Here is a 17,571-nt window from a genome sequence, read left to right as displayed (position 1 = left end):
TCAGTCGTTCTTTAATGCATCGTGCCCTTCTTTTCCTGTCCGGATATTCACCACATTGGCTAATTCATAGATGAAGATCTTTCCGTCTCCAGGTTTTCCAGTGCTTAAGAATTTCCTGGCAACATCCACTACATCTTGAACGGGGACTTCACATACTACAATCTCTATTTTCATTCGGTCATGTAAGGATATTTCCCGATTTCGGCCTCGATATGTTTCGACATAACTCTTCTGTAGCCCAGTACCTTTCGCATCTGACACCGTGATACCACTGACACCAATCTTCGCCAACTCCTCTTTGAACTGTTCAAACTTGATTGGCCGCGTAATGATTTCGATTTTCGTCAATACCTGAGACATATGAATTCCCTCCTTTAAATTGATTCGTGATAGGCCTTTTCACCGTGGAGTGTAAGATCGAGCCCCGTTGTTTCATCTTCTTCGCTGACACGTAATGGAACGAACAAGCTAATGACTTTTGCGATGATATACGTGACTACAGCCACGAAGATATATGTGGCGATAATCGCTACAACTTGTTTCCAAAGTAGGTTGAAGTCTCCGTAGAACAAACCGTTGGCTCCCCCTTCATTCACCGAAGTAGTCGCGAATAATCCCGTCGCGATTCCACCCCAAGTGCCTCCAATGCCATGTAAGCCGAAAGCATCAAGTGCATCATCATAGCCCAATTTGTTTTTAAGGAAGAATACACCCCAGTAACAAACCGCTCCGCCAATGACCCCAATCAGGATGGAAGATGCTGTCGTCACGAACCCACAGGCTGGTGTAATGGCCACCAATCCAGAAATGGCACCCGATACTGCACCAAGCAAGGTTGCCTTCTTATTTGTCATGTACTCAACGATTAACCAGCCAATGATACCAGCCGCAGCTGCAACAGCCGTATTCACGAAAACATTCATCGCCACTGCATCGATCGTCAAGGCACTGCCGACATTAAAACCGTACCAGCCAAACCAGATCAACGATCCACCAAGGAATGTTAAAGGTAGATTATGCGGGGCACTGTTTCCTGATTCCTTCCTTTTCCCCAACATGATAGCCAACACTAAACCAGCAACACCTGAAGAGATATGAACGACGTTACCGCCGGCGAAATCAAGTGTACCAAGTTCAGCTAACCAGCCGCCTCCCCATACCCAGTGAGCAACGGGTGCGTATACGAATAAAGACCAAAGAATGGTGAAAATTAAGAAAGCGGAAAATTTCATTCGTTCAGCGATCCCGCCTGCGATAATGGAAACGGTCAATACTGCGAATGTCATTTGGAATAGCATGAATAAACTATGAGGAATTGTGTCGCTGTATGGGCCAGGAGCGAAGCCGACATCCTTTAAACCTACCCAATCCAGACCGCCTAGGAGAGTATTTCCTGGTGAGAAGGATAATGAATACCCAACCAGCACCCAAAGAATAGAAATGACAGCGAGTGGCATATAACTATGCATTGCCGTATTGAGGACATTCTTGCTTTTTACCATCCCTCCATAAAATAGGGCAATTCCTGGAGTCATAAGCCAAACCATCATTGTCGCTAAAAACATGAATACCGAATCTGCCATCTGCATTTGTTTTTCCCCCTTAAATTTTTAATATGTTATGTTATATAACATTGTTATGTGATGTAATTTATCATATACTTAATTTTCTAAAAATTCAACAACTTTATTTACTTTTTTTGAGAATTCTATGTAATAAGCACCGGAAACCGAACGGTACAAAATAGATTCTTAGTCCTTTCCTCACATACTTTCATACTCTTCTTATAAAATCCGCACAAAAAAGGGCCCTAATAATAAGGGCCCCTCCTAACTATATGACTAGCAACAGCGTGATACCTTCCCATCCTTAGCATTATACCTTTCGTCCTGCGCTTCGCAGAAGAACTCTTTCCTTGTCTTAATCGTTTTATCAGGATGTTCCAGCTTCATATGGGCTACATACGTTTCATAACTAGGAACTCCGACAAGTAGACTAATGAATTGCTTTCGGTAGCTAAGAATCCGGGTAATTTTTTTTAACATGGTTTCCTTCCCTCCATTATCACCTTGATATATAAGGAGATTCATGCATGTCAATTTTTTCATTTTTGATGATTTTGATCCATAATCGTACCGCGGAAATCAAGACAGTGATGACCACGATCATAAAGAAGGCACAAAGGGCTGCATCTAAATAATCATTGAAGATGACTCGTTTCATTTCCGCTAAATTCGCCGCCGGAGCAAGGACCTCTCCTGCATCATAGGCAGCCTTGAATTTGTCCTTATGCGCCAAAAAGCCAATTGCAGGGTTTTCGTGGAATAGCTTTTGCCAACCCGCTGTCATCGTCGCAATTAATATAAAGGTCGTCGGTAAAAGTGTGACCCATGTGTACGCTTTCTTGCCCATCTTGAACAAGACGGTCGTACCAAGCAGTAACGCAATCGCAGATAGCATTTGATTCGCAATCCCGAACAATGGCCATAGTGTATTGATTCCTCCAAGCGGATCAATGACCCCCTGGTACAGGAAGTATCCCCACCCTAGAACACAAATGGCTGTCGCGATGATGTTCGGCACCCATTTATTCGTTTGCGCGAATGGTTTATAAAAAGTACCGATAATATCTTGAATCATGAAACGGCCCACCCGGGTACCGGCATCAATCGTCGTCAAGATGAACAGTGCCTCGAATAGTATCGCGAAATGATACCAAAACGCCATCAAGGAAGCACCCCCGACTACTTGTGAGAAAATATGCGCCATCCCAATCGCAAATGTGGGAGCTCCTCCAGTACGGGATAATATCGTTTCCTCCCCGACATCATCGGCAAGGTCCGTAATCATATCAGGCGTCAAGACAAATCCCCAATCAGATATCGTCGTCGCAACCTGAGCCGGCTCCGTCCCAATGACAGCACCCGGACTATTAATAGCAAAGTAAATACCCGGTGTTAATACGCAGGCCGCTACCATCGCCATGATGGCCACGAATGACTCAGTCAGCATGGCTCCATATCCGATTGGACGTGCATGAGATTCACGTTCGATCATCTTAGGCGTCGTACCCGATGAAACGAGCGCATGGAATCCTGACACCGCCCCACATGCAATCGTGATGAATAAAAATGGGAATAGGTTACCCGAGAAAACCGGCCCCGTTCCATCAATGAACTGCGTGACCGCAGGCATTTCAAGATTAGGCATGACGATGAAGATGCCTAGTGCAAGAGCGATGATCGTACCGATTTTCAAGAAGGTACTTAGATAATCCCGCGGAGCCAAAAGCATCCAAACCGGTAGCACAGAAGCAACAAAACCATACACAATCAAGAGGATGGCAATCGTTTCACCTGAGTATGTAAACATGGGAGCCAATGTTGCACTTTCCGCTACAAAACGTCCGAAGTACAAAGCAAGCATCAACAGGATAATCCCGATGATGGATCCTTCCCCGACTCGTCCAGGCCTGATATACCGCATGTAAACACCCATAAGGACGGCAATAGGTATGGTCGAAGCAATCGTGAACATCCCCCAAGGGCTTCCTACCAAGGCCTTCACGACTACTAGCGCAAGCACGGCCAATAAAATGACCATGATGCCAAAAATCCCTAGCATGGCAATGAATCCTGTGACGGGACCGATTTCTTCTTTTATCATTTCACCAAGCGATTTACCATTTCGGCGCATCGATCCGAAGAGAATGACGAAATCCTGTACCGCACCGGCCAAAACGACACCCACCACAAGCCATAGCGTGCCCGGCAGATACCCCATCTGTGCCGCTAAGATAGGCCCTACAAGTGGCCCTGCCCCAGCAATCGCTGCAAAATGATGACCAAACAGTACCCATTTATTCGTCGGTACATAGTCCTTACCATCATTATTCAATTCAGCTGGAGTCTTACGTTTATCATCAAGCTCGAATACTTTCTGTGCGATAAATTTACTATAAAAGCGATAAGCAATCGAATAGACACAGAGAGCAGCCGTAACAATCCACATAGCATTAATGCTTTCCCCGCGATTTAAGGCGACAACACCGAAGCTCACGGCTCCCAACGCAGAGATGATTCCCCAAAGAATAACTGATTTAAGCGCTTTCATTTTTTTCATCTCCTACCCCATTGTATTTACTAATTATTGTGCCTGAACGTTTTCCACAGCCTCCTTAAAACGACTAAACAACGTTAATTTTGTATATATTCTGAATTATATGTCATTTTATGGTTAATAAGCAATAGGTTTTCTTCACTAGCCGAAATTAATAGCACGGCATGTACCGTTACGATTTTTTCAGACTACCCAGACTTCCTCCCCCTACGTCCAGACTCCGTTTTTAACGTTTATTTCCATACTACCTATTTAATTCCTATCGCCTATTCCGCTATAATAAAAAGGAAAGTTTAGCCATCACCTGAGCTGATGAACGAATGGGAGGTATGACAATGGAATTTTTGACCGTTGGACAATTGTCTAAGCGAGCGAATGTGACGATAAGAACCATCCGTTACTATGACCAGATTCAATTATTAACGCCTGAATACAGGCACGCCAATGGCCGCAGATATTACTCGGCCAATGACCTGAAGCGACTTGAGAAAATCTGCCTGCTTAAAGCCCTTTCTTTTTCATTGGACGATATCAAAACCGTATTGAATAAAGAATCCTTCAAAGAATTACTTCTCCAGCACCAACAACAAATACAATCCGATATAAAAGAAGAGGAAAATACATTAAAGAACATCCAGACTTTATTAAACAGTATCGAAATCGAAGGAGAATTCAATTGGGAGTTACTGCTTCCATTATTCAAAAGAAAAGAGCATAATCGAGGGTCACACTTCAACGAGGAAGAACAGAAAACCATCAATAAACTACCCAAAATGGAACAAAATGATATCAGCATGAAGCAATGGATCAATCTCATGAAGAGAATCGAATGGTCCCTTGAAAAGGGCGTTTCCCCCTTATCGGAAGAAGGACGGCTCATTGCCGAAGATTCCCTCCTGCTGTCCGAGTTGGTATTTCAGGGAAACAAAGAGCTTGAGGAGAAATTCTGGGAAATTCGAAAGTCCAAGGAAGGATCCGCTTCCGCAGGTTTGTATCCGATAAACGAAGATGTGCTGACCTTCTTGGATGAGGCAATTGCCTCGGTAACGGAATGTACCCCATAGGTTCCAGTTTTTTGGACCAACTAAAAAAAATGTGCGCCAAGAGGCACACATTTTTTTTCATCCCGTGTGATTTCCATTTAAGGAACCGCGATGAAGTTCAGCATAGAAACCTTTTTGCTTCAATAACTCGGAATGGGACCCTTTTTCGATGATTCTCCCCTCATCCAATACCAGTATTTGATCGCTTTGCTGAATCGTATTCAGTCGATGCGCAATGACGAAACTTGTTCGCCCCTTCATCAATCGATGTAACGCCTCCTGTATTTTGATTTCGGTGATCGTATCAATACTGCTTGTCGCCTCATCCAAAATCAAAAGAATCGGATCGGCTAAAATCGCCCTCGCAATTGAAAGGAGCTGTCGTTGCCCCTGGCTGATTCCACTGCCATCTTGGGTCAAAACCGTATCATATTGATTGGGCAGTTTCATGATAAAGGTATGTGCATTGGCAAGTTTGGCCGCTTCCACTACCTCCATATCCATGGCTTCCAAACGGCCATAACGGATATTTTCACGAATTGTTCCTTGAAATAGAAAGGAATCCTGTAAAACGAATCCCATATGTTTACGGAGGCTCGCCCTCGTTACGTGTTGGATATCTTGTCCATCGACCAGGATCCTGCCACTGTTCGGTTCATAAAACCGGGCGAGCAGATTAATGATCGTCGTTTTACCCGCACCGGTCGGACCGACTAATGCAATGGTCTCTCCTTTTTCAGCATGGAAACTAATATCGTTGATTGTTTGATCGTCATCATCATAGGAAAAGAACACCCCTTCGAAATCAACCTCTCCACAGATGTCCCGTAGTTCACCCGCATCTTTCTCATCCACGCCCTCTTCCTCTTCATCCAGGATCGAGAATACCCGCTCAGCACCAGCGACAGCCGAAAGCAGGGTATTGAACTGGTTAGCCAAGTCATTGAGCGGACGCGTGAATTGCCTGGAATACTCGGTGAAGATGACAATCACGCCAATGGTGACCCCACCCATTCCTTCCAAGGCCAAATAGCCACCGACAGCAGCAATCACGATGAAGCTTAAGTTATTCAATAAATTCATCAGCTTCGGTATCAATCCCGAATAGGATTGAGACCAATAACCGGCTTTTTTCAAGTTCTCACTGCGGGTGATAAAATCACGAATCACTTTTTCTTCCTGTGAAAAGGCCTTCACGATGCGCTGTCCGGAAATTGTTTCTTCAATGAATCCATTCAATTCACCCAGGTTTTTCTGCTGTTCCTTGAAAAGCCTGCCTGTCCGGTTCGTAATCCATTTCAACCCAAAGAACATAAGCGGGACAATGAAAAGGGTTAGAATCGTCAGTAATGGACTCAAATACAGCATGACAGCCAGTGTCCCAACAAGAGTCAGGACGCTTGAAAAGATTTGAATGACCGAACTGTTCAATGTAGAGCTGACATTTTCAATATCATTCGTGACCCGGCTCATCAGTTCCCCATGCTGGCGACGGTCAAAAAAGGGAATCGGCAGCTGCTGGAGCTTCTTGAACAGCTGGTTGCGCATCAGATAAACCGTATCCTGGGCAATCCCGATCATCCAATAGTTTTGTAGCCACATGGACAGTGAATAGAACACATAAACCGCAAGGAGCCCAAACAGCAGATTGATCAAACCATCGCTGTCCTTCGTGACGATATAATCGTCGATGGCCATTCCGACAAGAAATGGACCAAGCAGTCCTAACACTGAACTGACCAGGACCATGAACAGGACCATGACGAGCATACTTCTATTCGTCGTTAAATAAGGGAGGATCCGTTTGACCGTGCCTGCAGAATTGGACGGCTTTTTAGCGGGAGACGTTTTTCGTTTCATAGGAAATCTCCTCCTCCCCATATTGTGATGCAACGATTTTCCGATAAAGGGCATTCGTTTTACTCAACTCATCATGCTTGCCTTCCGCGAGTACCTCGCCATCTTCAAGCAATAAGATTTTATCGGCTTTCATCGCTGTACTTATTTTTTGCGTAATGATGAGCGTCGTGCACGTATAGGATTCCAATGCCGTAAGCAGCCTACTTTCCGTATTTAGATCCAAGGCGCTTGTGCTGTCATCCAAAAGGAGGATCTTCGGCCTGCGGACCAATGCCCTCGCAACCGATAGCCGTTGCTTTTGCCCACCTGAGAGATTCACTCCTTTTTGTCCTAGCCGCGTTTCATATTGCTTTGGCAGTCTCATTACCGTTTCATGGATTTGGGCATGTTGGGCCGCTATCATGATTTCCTCCAGTGACGCGTCTTCTTTCCCCCAGGCGATATTGGTCTGGATGGACCCGGAAAATAGCATCGCTTCCTGTGGCACGTAGCCAATCCTTTTTCGGAGTGAGTCCAGAGGAATGTCCCTCACATCCTGTCCATCTATCGTGATTGCTCCACTCTCCACTTCGAATAAACGTGGAATGAGCTGAAATAGGGAGGTTTTCCCCGACCCAGTCGCACCGATGATCGCGAGAGTTTGTCCCGCTTCGACGGTGAAATTCAAGTGTTTCAATACCTGTTCATCTCCGCCAGGATAGCGGAATGACACATCCTGGAACTCGATATGCCCCTCTTTGATAAGGTCCCCCCTGCTTTCCACCCTACCATCATCGAGATCAATGGGCGTCTCGAAAATTTCGGTCACGCGGTCCGCTGACGCTTTTGCTCGGGACAAGACCATGATCAACCAAGAAAAGACCGATAAGGAGCCTGCGATTCTTGTGGCATAATTGACAATCGCCACGACTTCCCCGACCTTGATATCTCCCGTCGAGATATAGCCGCTACCGAACCAAAGGACTACAAGGATCGCCACGTTCATGACCAGCATCAGCACGGGCATCGTCGTTTCAATCAAGCGAAGCGATTGGACGGTCTTCTTTTTCAATTCATCGTTTGCCCCGTCAAACCGGCCGATTTCATGACCCTTACGAAGAAATGCTTTGATCAACCTCATCCCAATCAAATTTTCCCGCATGACACTATTGACGTTATCCAGCCTTTTTTGGACAAGTCGAAACAGCTTTGCCGCACGTTTCATGACCCATCCCAGGAACAGCACGAGAACGGGAATCGAAATGATCAATACAAGGGATAACTTCAGATTGACCGTTATCGCCATGATTGTGCCCCCAATGACAATCAGCGGTGCCCTTGCCATGATACGCAATCCCATAAATACCGTATTCTGAAGCTGCGTCACATCATTCGTCATCCGGGTGATCAAGGAAGAGGTCGGGATGTTGTTTAAATTGGCAAAAGAAAAGGCCTGGATTTTGCCGAAGAGATTTTTCCTTACTTCATGTCCAAAACTTTGGCTCACATGAGAAGCTGTAAAGGAATTGACGATTCCGCCAAGGAAAGAAAATATCGACAGGCCGACCATGATCGCTCCCCACTTTATCACGACGGAAAGGTCTTTTTGTAAAATGCCATCATCAATGATTTTTGCAATGAAGAGTGGCTGTAATAGCTCAACACCGAGCTCGACTAACATTAAAAATAAAGCAAGAGCGATGAAGAGACGATATGGTTTAAGGAACGAAAACAGTTTTTTCATCTACGACACCCTTCAATCTTCATATGTAGGTAATATTTTTATCTTTTCATTATACATTTTTATACAGATTTAATAAAAGAATTAGCAAGCTTGGTTAGCATTGGAAAAAGTTTTTTAATTTTTTCCGAGATCCTCTTGACAAAAAACAGGAAATAAGAGAAAATTCTAATTGATAATGATTTTCAATTTCATTATCGATCTCTGAAATTTGTTAAGTACTACGATAATTTCTTATCGTACCCATTTGATATTGTACATAGATACAATGTCGCCCCGGTCTCTCTGTGCCTAGTAAAAATTATATGCTTAGTTGCGAATGCAAGTCACTAGAATATTGCCCCCTCTTTATTCAAGTCAGTTTATTCAATTTAAAGCATATTAGGCATCCGGGGTCCTTTTTTTTCAAAAAACATCCCTATACATAGATCATTAAGAATAAGGAGAAATACAAATATGAAACTAGAACAAATCATAAAAGAACGACGGAGCATCAAACGATTCAAGGACCAACCCGTTCCCCTCGAAACCATTCAATCACTTTTGGAAACTTCCACGTGGGCACCCAATCATAAAATGACCCAACCGTGGCGATTCGTCGTTGTTCACGGTGACAGCCGCGTGAAGCTAGCAGAAGCGACACGGGCCTTTATGGCAGGTAAAGAAAAGGATCCGTCAAAGAAGAAAGAAGCCGGTCAGCGTGGGTACAATAAACTGAACGGCGTTCCGATGTTCGTTGCGGTCATCATGGAGGAAAACCCGAATCTCATGACCCGCGAAGAGGATTATGCAGCCACGAGCGCCTTGATCCAGAATTTCAGTTTACTTGCCTGGGAACAAGGAATCGGCATGATTTGGGAAACGTACGGCATGATCCACAGCCAAGAATTCCGCGAAGCCTTAGGCGTAAAACCCGGGGAGAAAATCGTAGGAAGCCTGCACGTCGGATACCCGGACATGATTCCTACGCCCCGTCCGCGTACACCAATAGATGAACTGCTCACCATAATGGATTGAATCGGGAGGAGCCTCCAAGCTTATTGGAGGCTCCTTTTTCAACCCGTTTTTGTCTTTTATCGGTCAAATTAAGTCCTTTATCAGTCAAACTGGACTTTTTATCAGTCAAGTCGTCCCATTTATCGGTCAATCCCTGCATTATATCGGTCTATTGGAAAAACCTCATATGGGGCTTTTCCTGTTTATAATAATCTAGTCTTTCCTTTAGCGTTCCCGTATGGAATTCGAACTTATGGCCATCCAAGTCAGTAAAATAGATGGATTTATTATCACGCTTATTTCTCTCTCTGCCGCTAAGAATATTCACCTGTAAACGCTCAAGCCGGTCCTGGATGCCTTCAAAATCCTTTTCGGTAATGGAAAATGCGACATGCGTATACGATTCTTTTATTTCGTTTCTCGGAATATCCTTTTCCAGATTAAGAGCCAGCCATATCCCATTCAGGTCGAAGTATGCCGTTTGGTTCCCTTTCACTAACAATTTCGCCCCAAAAACGGCCTGATAGAATTCAATGGACTTCTCTAAATCCGAAACGGAAAATAATAAGTGATTCAATCCTTGAATATGGATGACCATCCTCCTCCCTTTTCGCACAAATAACCTCTTACACGATGGCCGGGACCTTGATTTTCAATATGAATTCCTCGTTCTTATATGTGAAATCCAAATGGCCTTGATGTTTCTTTACGATATCATAGATGATTTTCGTTCCCATTCCTTCATGTTCCCCACCCTTCGTCGTTTGGCCATGTTTCTCAAACATGGTATCCAAGATGGAGTGAGGAATCGCCAGGCAATGATTGGTGCAAGTCAGAATGTAGACCCCACTTCGTTTGTAAAACTGAAGCGTGACATGAGCATTATCCCCTTTTTCTTCCTGCCATCCTTTTGCCGCTTCCACTGCATTGGCAAGCACATTCCCAATCAAGGCGACAAGGTCCTGGTCATAAAAAGGGAGGGACGAGAGCGGCACATCGAAGTGATAGGTCATCTGGATCCGTTCTTCCTTGGCCTTACGGAACATTTGATGCAGGATCCCGGCGACGACCCCTTTTTCTCCTTTAATGGATAGATTCGTTTCTTCAAAGCCATCCACCAACTCATTCATATATTCTTTCGCGGCAGCCATCTCGTCCTGCTCCATCATAAACTGCAACGCTGATACATGTTTCAGGAAATCATGGCGCTGACTGCGGACCACCCGGAACGTTTCATTGACCTGCAACCGCTCCTTTTCCATTCCTTTTTGCTCTCTTTCTAGACGATCCCCCATTCCAGACATATGGAGGCGGACCGTTTCGATTCCTATAAAAGTCGCAGCTAAACCTAAGTACGAAAGGGAGGGTGGCATGGAAAAATAGAGAAGAATGACGACAAGCTGCATGCCCCATAGAGTTCCTTCCATATAGATTCCTAGGGAAGCTTTTTTATATAAGGGGCGGAACTTGAGGTAAAGTCCCATGCCAATCAGACAAATCAGAAGGATGACTATCGAAGGAGAGATCTGCCAAGGTAATAGTCTAATTATTTCGTAGAGATGCCATACCCCCAATATGGCTATAATGAATGCATGCATAGTTTTCACACCTTAAAAGTATTGGACTTGCAGGAAGTCCACCCTTTCCTTCGTGATCATCGCCTGTTCCTCGATCCCGTCAAAGCTGACGACATACGAGTTTTTGGCGTACAGTGAAAAGTTCTTCACAAAATGAATATTAATGATGAAAGAACGGTGTGAACGGATAAAGTCCCTTTCCCGCAGTTCTCCCTCCAATTCATTCAATGTTTGATAGGTTTTGATAGGACCGTTTTTAGTATGTATGGTCGTTGAACGCCCTGAACGTTCAATGAAAATAATGTCCTTCTTCTGCAAAATATGAATATCATTTTTCTGTTTTATAAACAGCCTTCCCGCCACTTCAGCGGTTCTTGACTTTTCCCGGAACCGTTCGATTGATTTGATGAGCCTGTCTCTCGAATAGGGCTTCATGATATAGTCATGCACATTGAGTTCAAAGGCATGGACGGCGTACCCGCTCGTACCTGTCACGAAAATGACCGCTATGTTCAATGCATGGGAATGGATGATGTCGGCCATTTCATATCCGGACAAGTTAGGCATTTCGATATCCGCAATCAGCAAATCTATCGTTTCCTGTTTGATCTGCTCATACGCATATTCAGCGGAATCCGTGGAAAAAACCAATTCGATGCCAGGCATTTGGGCCACGATCCCATTCAACTTATCCAAATCAATCTTCCGGTCATCCACAAGGCCTACCTTCATCTACAACTCTCCTTCTCTGAAATTACCTTTATTTTACCATCAAAATATGGAAAATCGATACTTTCGCGACATAAAACGGCACTTTCGCGACATAACTACAGATTCCCCTCTCCTTTATTTGTATGATTGAGTTAACCAAAAGAGATGTAGGAGGTTAGAAAAATGATTGAAATACATGAAGTCACAAAAACATTCCAAGATAAAAAAACATTCATCACCGCCCTTAAACACGTTTCCCTTACCATCGGAAAAGGCCAGATTGTCGGATTACTTGGAGAAAATGGTGCCGGAAAGACCACGCTGTTGCGTTCGATTGCCACACTCCTGACACCGACAGAAGGGTCTATCAAAGTGGCCGGATTCGATACATTGGATCATCCCAATGAAATCAAGAAAAAGATCGGTGTCCTGTTCGGTGGGGAAACCGGCCTATACGACCGCTTAACCACGCGTGAAAACCTCGCCTATTTCGCCACTCTGTACGGTTTGAGCAAGCACGAAACTAAGGTGAGGATAGAAGAACTGGCCGTCATGTTCGGGATGAAGGATTATCTCGATCGTAAAGTCGGCGGATTCTCGAAAGGCATGCGCCAAAAAGTGGCCATATCGCGGACGCTCATCCATGACCCAGAAATCATCCTGTTTGACGAGCCGACGACAGGACTCGATATCACTTCATCGAATGTATTCCGCCAGCTTGTTCTTCGGCTAAAGAATCAAGGCAAAACCATCATATTCTCAAGCCATATCATGGAGGAAGTGACCCTGCTATGCGACTCTGTAGCCATGATGCACAAAGGGGAAATGGTGTATGAAGGCCAGTTAGAATCTCTATATAAGGAAGAGAATAGCCGTGATCTAAATTATATATTCATGTCCAAACTTGTAAGGGGGAATCAGCCTCATGTTTCTTAATATGTATATAAAAGAGTTGAAGGAAGCTTTACGGGACCGCCGGACGCTATTATTAAGTGTATTTCTTCCCATCCTTTTGTTGACGGGACTGACGTTATTTTATGAGAGCATGATGGCAACGGATGAAGAGGAAACCCATACCCTTGCTGTAGATCCATCATTCACGACGGACGCCAAATCACTACTGAAGGACTTCCCTCAAATTGATGTCCAATCGTTCAAGAATCCGATAGACGCTGTCCAAGACGGAAAAGCCGCTGCTGCCCTACAGGTTAGTGATAAGTTCATGGAGCAAATCAAAAAGGGGGAACAAGTCACATTCAGCCTTTCAGGTGACTCCTATAGCCAAGATGGCTCCTTCGTCCTTTCACAAGTCGAGTCAGCCTTAACTCTCTTTGAAAAACAAATCATCCAGGAGCGCTTGCAATCGATCAATGTGGATACTAACATGATCAGCCCGCTAAAGGTCGACTTCAAAGAGGCCGGGATAGATAGCGATAATGGTGCCTCCTTGAGCATACTATCGCTCTTTCTCCCCATGATCATCACGATGGCAATCAGTACGGGTGCCTATCCGCTTGCCTCTGACTCATTTGCCGGGGAAAAAGACCGGAAAACGATGGAAGCTTTACTTATGACACCAGTTAGCCGGGGAAAGATCCTGCTAGCCAAATGGCTGACGATCTCTTCCATCGGCGCACTGGCAGGAATCGTCTCGATCCTTGTCGTCACCTTGGAACTTATGTTTTTAACGGAGGAATTGAAAAAGGGCTTTCATTTCGGTAGCGACCTATGGTTGATTCTTCCTACCGCCCTACTGATCACCATTTTATTTTCTCTATTCATTGGCGCCCTGCAAATGTCAGCCAGCATCATATCCAAAACCGTGAAAGAGTCGCAGAACTACCTATCGCCGATTACGATGCTCGGTGTCCTGCCTGTCCTATTCCTAGGAGGCACTGGCCTGCACGAATTGACGACCAAGCATTTCTTGATTCCATTCTTCAATATATTCGCCCTTTTTAAGGAACTGCTTTACGGCGTTATCGACTACCAGAATATCGTACTGACAGCAGGTAGCCTTATCGTCTCCATTGCCATCTTTTTCACTGTATCAAGACTATTATTCTTGAAAGACAAATGGGTATTGAATTAAGTAAAAGACGCGCTGACCTACCAGCGCGTCTTTCTTATTCAAATCGGATCCTCCGTATGCCCAGTAATAAAAACACGAGTCCGAATAACAGTAAGATCGCGATTGATTCAATAGGGAGGGACCCATTGCCTGCAATATCCGTCAACCCCTTCATGGCCCACCTCTGAGGCAGGAACTCCGCCATCTTCTGCATAAAGGCGGGCTCGATTTCCAGTGGCCAATACACACCGGCAATCATGCAGGTGGAAATGACGACGAGGTTTCCGATTGCAGACTGTTGCTCGACCGTTTTTACAAAGCCCGAAATCATCAGGCCCAGGCCTACAATCGCGAACAACATGGCAGAAACGAGAAGCACCAAATAGATGGGATTTCCCCAGCTAACATCAAAAAAGATAGAAGTCGCCAGCATCAAGATTCCAAATTGAATCCAGCCAATCATGAAAAAGGAAAGTAGGTAACCGAAAGCTATCTCAAAACGCGAGGCCGGGGTGGACAGTAAACGGTACCATACGCCGTTACTTCTCGCCTCTAAAATCGTACCCGTGACACTCATCATCGTAATCATCAAAAACATGATGGAAAACCCGGAAGCGCTTCTCGATAAACCGCCCTGCTCATTAACCCGGCCTCCACCTAGGGTAACCTGTTTCAGACCTGATTCTTCCGTATCCGATTCCGTTCTCAGTTTTCCATATAGTTTTTTCCAGTCTTCGCCGCTCTGTTCACTCCAAACGAGGGAGCCGTTCATTTCAATATTCAGTTTCGAAAGCTTATTTGAAAGATACCCGGTGATCGTTTGACTCGTGGTGAACTCGGGAATATGTTCAAACCGGACATTGGGAAGGTCCCCCTCCAACATTTTGGCTTCGAATCCCTTACCGACATGAATGACTCCGACGATCTTTTTATTATCAAGATCCGTGAGCGCATCCTGGTTAGAACCCTTTTCCAAGGTGAACAGGGCATTCTTCTCATGCAATTCTTCAAATAGCGATTTCGATAACAAGGACTTATCTTCATCCACGAATGTAACCGCTAGCGGATCTCGATCATCCGATCCCATTAAGGTACCGAATAAAAGTGTAAAAATAAGAGGCATAGCAAACATGATAAGATAGCTCTGCCGTTCCTTAAAGACCCGCTGGATTTCAAAGCTGCAGATGTTCCAGATTTTTCTCAAGCATATCTCCCCCTTAAGCGCCAAGCACCAATCAGCATGGATACAAGCCCTATTAGCCCCAAAACCGAAAACGGCAACAACAGTCCACTCCAGCCCACGCCGGACATGATGTCCAAGAAACCGGTCAGTGCCCAATTATTCGGCGTTAGTGCTGCAATGGTTTTAAGCCGCTCAGGAAACGCATAGATTGGCAGCATCGACCCTCCGACGATTGCGAACAGTTGGATGCCGATCCCGCTGATCAAGTCAGCTGTCTTCTCTCTCTTGATGAAGGCGGCCAACAACATGGACAGACCCGCGACGGCGACGGAATACATGAACCCGAACGCCACCACCTGGCCTCGGCTTTCTCCCCAATTGACGTTGAAGAAGAGAGAAGTGGCTACGTAAAAGAGCAATAATTGAATGAATGCGAAATAGAGGGTGCCCAAGAACTTCCCGATAAGGATTGAATATTGATTCATCGGGGCACTGTTCAATCTTGCCAGCGTGTCTGTATGACGTTCCTGGATCATGGATTTGGCTCCCAGAGTCACATTAAAAAGCAAAAACATGACCAGCATCGCGGCCGCATAATACTGCATCGACGAAATGGATGTTTCGCCGACCGATTGATTCCCGACTTCCATGTCCACCTTTCCACTTTCCGTCAACTCCATGGATACTCGCTCTGCAGTTTCCTTGCCAGCGCCTTCGCCCGTAGCGACTGCTTGTGTCTGCGTCGCATTTTTCATGACAGCCTCAGATGTCTTTGAAATCGTCTGTACCCGCTCGGTAAAAGAAGAGATGATCGATTCGACGACCGTCGCTTTTAGTTGAGTATCTTGATTCGAGTAAAGAACGGCCTCATCAAGGTTTGCACCCCATTCAGCCGGGATAAGGATTCCAACTTCAACTTCCTCCTTTTTCACCATTTCTTTAAGCTTCTCTTCACTGTCTACCGTTTTTAGTGTAAGGAACTCCGTCTTTTCTAAGACATCTTGCTTCAATGCATCGGCCATCGGGTCTTTTTTATCCACGTACAGCCCGACCGATGTTTCCCGAAACCCTTCATCTCCACCAAAGATATCCTTCAAAGCCATCCCTAAAATCAACGTCAAGATTAAGGGCATAATCAGCATGGTCATGAAACCTCGCCTGTCCATGGCCCGTATCTTAAAATCCTTCCATGCAATCAGAAAGCTCTTCATTCTCCACCCCTCCTAATCCCGTAGCGATTTCCCCGTCAATTGAAGGAAAAGACTCTCTAAATTCGGTTCCTTCCTTTCAAAGGACAGCACTTTAACAGTGGACTTCACAGCAGAAGCTATAATATCAGAGACGATATTCGGGTGATTGGTCACCATGACTTCTAGTGTGTGTGTTTCTTCATTGATCACGACTCTATCCACATTCTCCATCCCTTCCAATTCCTTAAGCCACATACCATTGAGGGTATCGACCTGTAGTTTGATGAATATTCCCTCCGCCAACGTGTCACATAAGGATTCTTTCTTGCCGAGCGCAATGATTTTCCCTTCATCGACGATGGCGATCCGGTCGCAAAGGTGCTCGACTTCCTCCATATAGTGACTGGTATAAATCACCGTCATCCCTTCCCTATTCAACCGCTTCACCGTTTCTAGAATATGGTTGCGCGATTGCGGATCGATTCCGACCGTTGGCTCATCCATGATCAGTAGCTCAGGCTCATGCATTAAAGCGGCTCCGATATTCAGCCTTCTTTTCATCCCGCCCGAGAAGGTTTCGACTTTATCTTTGGCCCTATCCAACAACCCGATGATTTCAAGCACAACCCCTGCCCTTTGTTTCCCTTGTGCCCTCGTCAGTCCCTGCATCCTTCCCCAGAACAGTAAATTATCCTGTGCGCTCATCGTCGGGTACAGGGCAATTTCCTGTGGAACGATTCCAATTTTCTTTTTAACGTCCCTTGGCTGTTTTTTCACCGAAAGACCATCGATAAGGATGTCTCCCGAGTCATAAGGCAACAACCCGCAAATCATGGCAATCGTCGTTGACTTACCTGCTCCATTTGGTCCCAACAAACCGAAGGATTCCCCTTTATCCACCGAAAAAGAAACATCCTGTACGGCCACATGCTTCCCGTATGATTTCCTGACCTCTTTCACCTTTAACACGATACATTCCCCCTCGTATGACGCTTCCCCCTAATTCTATGACCAAAGTAAAAAAAAACCATCTGCCTCAAGGAAGAATTCCATAAAAAAAATGACCTTCGTCTATGCCGAAAGTCATCTATCTTGGATGAT

The 17,571-nt window shown here is 45.1% G+C and carries 16 protein-coding genes; 4 read left to right on the top strand and 12 right to left on the bottom strand.

The window, feature by feature from the left end; genetic code table 11:
• The 4 genes from AC503W_RS02510 to AC503W_RS02495 all read right to left on the bottom strand — a co-directional run bounded on the left by AC503W_RS02510 (position 1) and on the right by AC503W_RS02495 (position 4,113).
• Positions 1-360, bottom strand: coding sequence for a P-II family nitrogen regulator (locus AC503W_RS02510; protein WP_402871963.1), 360 nt, complete (start codon positions 358-360; stop codon positions 1-3).
• A gap of 14 nt (positions 361-374) precedes the next feature.
• The gene (locus tag AC503W_RS02505; protein ID WP_402871966.1) at positions 375-1,589 is read right to left on the bottom strand and encodes an ammonium transporter; all 1,215 of its coding nucleotides are present in this window, start codon (positions 1,587-1,589) and stop codon (positions 375-377) included.
• Positions 1,590-1,841: 252 nt separating this feature from the next.
• The gene (locus AC503W_RS02500; protein WP_402871969.1) at positions 1,842-2,045 is read right to left on the bottom strand and encodes a YbdD/YjiX family protein; all 204 of its coding nucleotides are present in this window, start codon (positions 2,043-2,045) and stop codon (positions 1,842-1,844) included.
• Positions 2,046-2,064: 19 nt separating this feature from the next.
• Entirely contained in the window at positions 2,065-4,113 is a 2,049-nt protein-coding gene (locus AC503W_RS02495; protein WP_427688599.1) for a carbon starvation CstA family protein, read from the bottom strand.
• Between the two features lie 341 nt (positions 4,114-4,454).
• On the opposite strand from AC503W_RS02495, the gene AC503W_RS02490 reads away from it, so the two are divergent.
• The gene (locus tag AC503W_RS02490) at positions 4,455-5,183 is read left to right on the top strand and encodes a MerR family transcriptional regulator (protein ID WP_427688597.1); all 729 of its coding nucleotides are present in this window, start codon (positions 4,455-4,457) and stop codon (positions 5,181-5,183) included.
• A gap of 57 nt (positions 5,184-5,240) precedes the next feature.
• Here AC503W_RS02490 and AC503W_RS02485 read toward each other — a convergent pair whose 3' ends face one another.
• Together AC503W_RS02485 and AC503W_RS02480 are read right to left on the bottom strand one after the other, a co-directional pair.
• Positions 5,241-7,022: an ABC transporter ATP-binding protein gene (locus tag AC503W_RS02485; RefSeq protein WP_427688595.1), complete on the bottom strand. Its 1,782-nt coding sequence runs from the start codon at positions 7,020-7,022 to the stop codon at positions 5,241-5,243.
• A complete protein-coding gene (locus tag AC503W_RS02480; protein WP_427688593.1) occupies positions 6,997-8,745 on the bottom strand; it encodes an ABC transporter ATP-binding protein in 1,749 nt (582 codons plus the stop codon). Before AC503W_RS02480 ends, AC503W_RS02485 begins: the two co-directional genes overlap by 26 nt.
• 453 nt (positions 8,746-9,198) lie before the next feature.
• Here AC503W_RS02480 and AC503W_RS02475 point away from each other — a divergent pair, with 453 nt between their 5' ends.
• On the top strand, positions 9,199-9,759 hold the full coding sequence (locus AC503W_RS02475; protein ID WP_402958494.1) for a nitroreductase family protein: 561 nt from the start codon (positions 9,199-9,201) through the stop codon (positions 9,757-9,759).
• Between the two features lie 148 nt (positions 9,760-9,907).
• Here the strand turns inward: AC503W_RS02475 and fosB are convergent, their stop codons facing one another.
• From fosB to AC503W_RS02460, 3 genes are read right to left on the bottom strand one after another with little or no spacing between them, the layout of a single operon-like run.
• Positions 9,908-10,336 (bottom strand): metallothiol transferase FosB, encoded by a 429-nt coding sequence (gene fosB / locus AC503W_RS02470; RefSeq protein ID WP_427688591.1) that lies wholly within the window; start codon positions 10,334-10,336, stop codon positions 9,908-9,910.
• 28 nt (positions 10,337-10,364) lie between these two features.
• Positions 10,365-11,336, bottom strand: a complete 972-nt coding sequence (locus AC503W_RS02465) for a sensor histidine kinase (RefSeq protein ID WP_427688590.1) — start codon at positions 11,334-11,336, stop codon at positions 10,365-10,367.
• A gap of 12 nt (positions 11,337-11,348) precedes the next feature.
• Positions 11,349-12,047 carry a LytR/AlgR family response regulator transcription factor gene (locus tag AC503W_RS02460; RefSeq protein WP_427651461.1) on the bottom strand — a complete coding sequence of 233 codons (699 nt, stop codon included), beginning with the start codon at positions 12,045-12,047 and terminating at the stop codon, positions 11,349-11,351.
• 162 nt (positions 12,048-12,209) lie between these two features.
• Here AC503W_RS02460 and AC503W_RS02455 point away from each other — a divergent pair, with 162 nt between their 5' ends.
• Complete coding sequence (locus AC503W_RS02455; protein WP_427688588.1) at positions 12,210-12,962, top strand: ATP-binding cassette domain-containing protein; 753 nt, start codon at positions 12,210-12,212, stop codon at positions 12,960-12,962.
• Positions 12,952-14,118, top strand: a complete 1,167-nt coding sequence (locus tag AC503W_RS02450) for an ABC transporter permease (RefSeq protein WP_427688586.1) — start codon at positions 12,952-12,954, stop codon at positions 14,116-14,118. Before AC503W_RS02455 ends, AC503W_RS02450 begins: the two co-directional genes overlap by 11 nt.
• 34 nt (positions 14,119-14,152) lie before the next feature.
• Here AC503W_RS02450 and AC503W_RS02445 read toward each other — a convergent pair whose 3' ends face one another.
• The 3 genes from AC503W_RS02445 to AC503W_RS02435 are packed head-to-tail and all read right to left on the bottom strand — an operon-like array spanning position 14,153 to position 17,439.
• On the bottom strand, positions 14,153-15,301 hold the full coding sequence (locus AC503W_RS02445) for an ABC transporter permease (protein ID WP_427688584.1): 1,149 nt from the start codon (positions 15,299-15,301) through the stop codon (positions 14,153-14,155).
• Positions 15,298-16,491, bottom strand: coding sequence for an ABC transporter permease (locus AC503W_RS02440; protein WP_427688583.1), 1,194 nt, complete (start codon positions 16,489-16,491; stop codon positions 15,298-15,300). Before AC503W_RS02440 ends, AC503W_RS02445 begins: the two co-directional genes overlap by 4 nt.
• Before the next feature lie 12 nt (positions 16,492-16,503).
• Positions 16,504-17,439 (bottom strand): ABC transporter ATP-binding protein, encoded by a 936-nt coding sequence (locus tag AC503W_RS02435; protein WP_427688582.1) that lies wholly within the window; start codon positions 17,437-17,439, stop codon positions 16,504-16,506.
• Positions 17,440-17,571 lie beyond the last annotated feature (132 nt).

The sequence above is a fragment of the Peribacillus suis genome (assembly GCF_059384845.1).
This window is presented reverse-complemented; position numbering and strand designations above follow the sequence as displayed.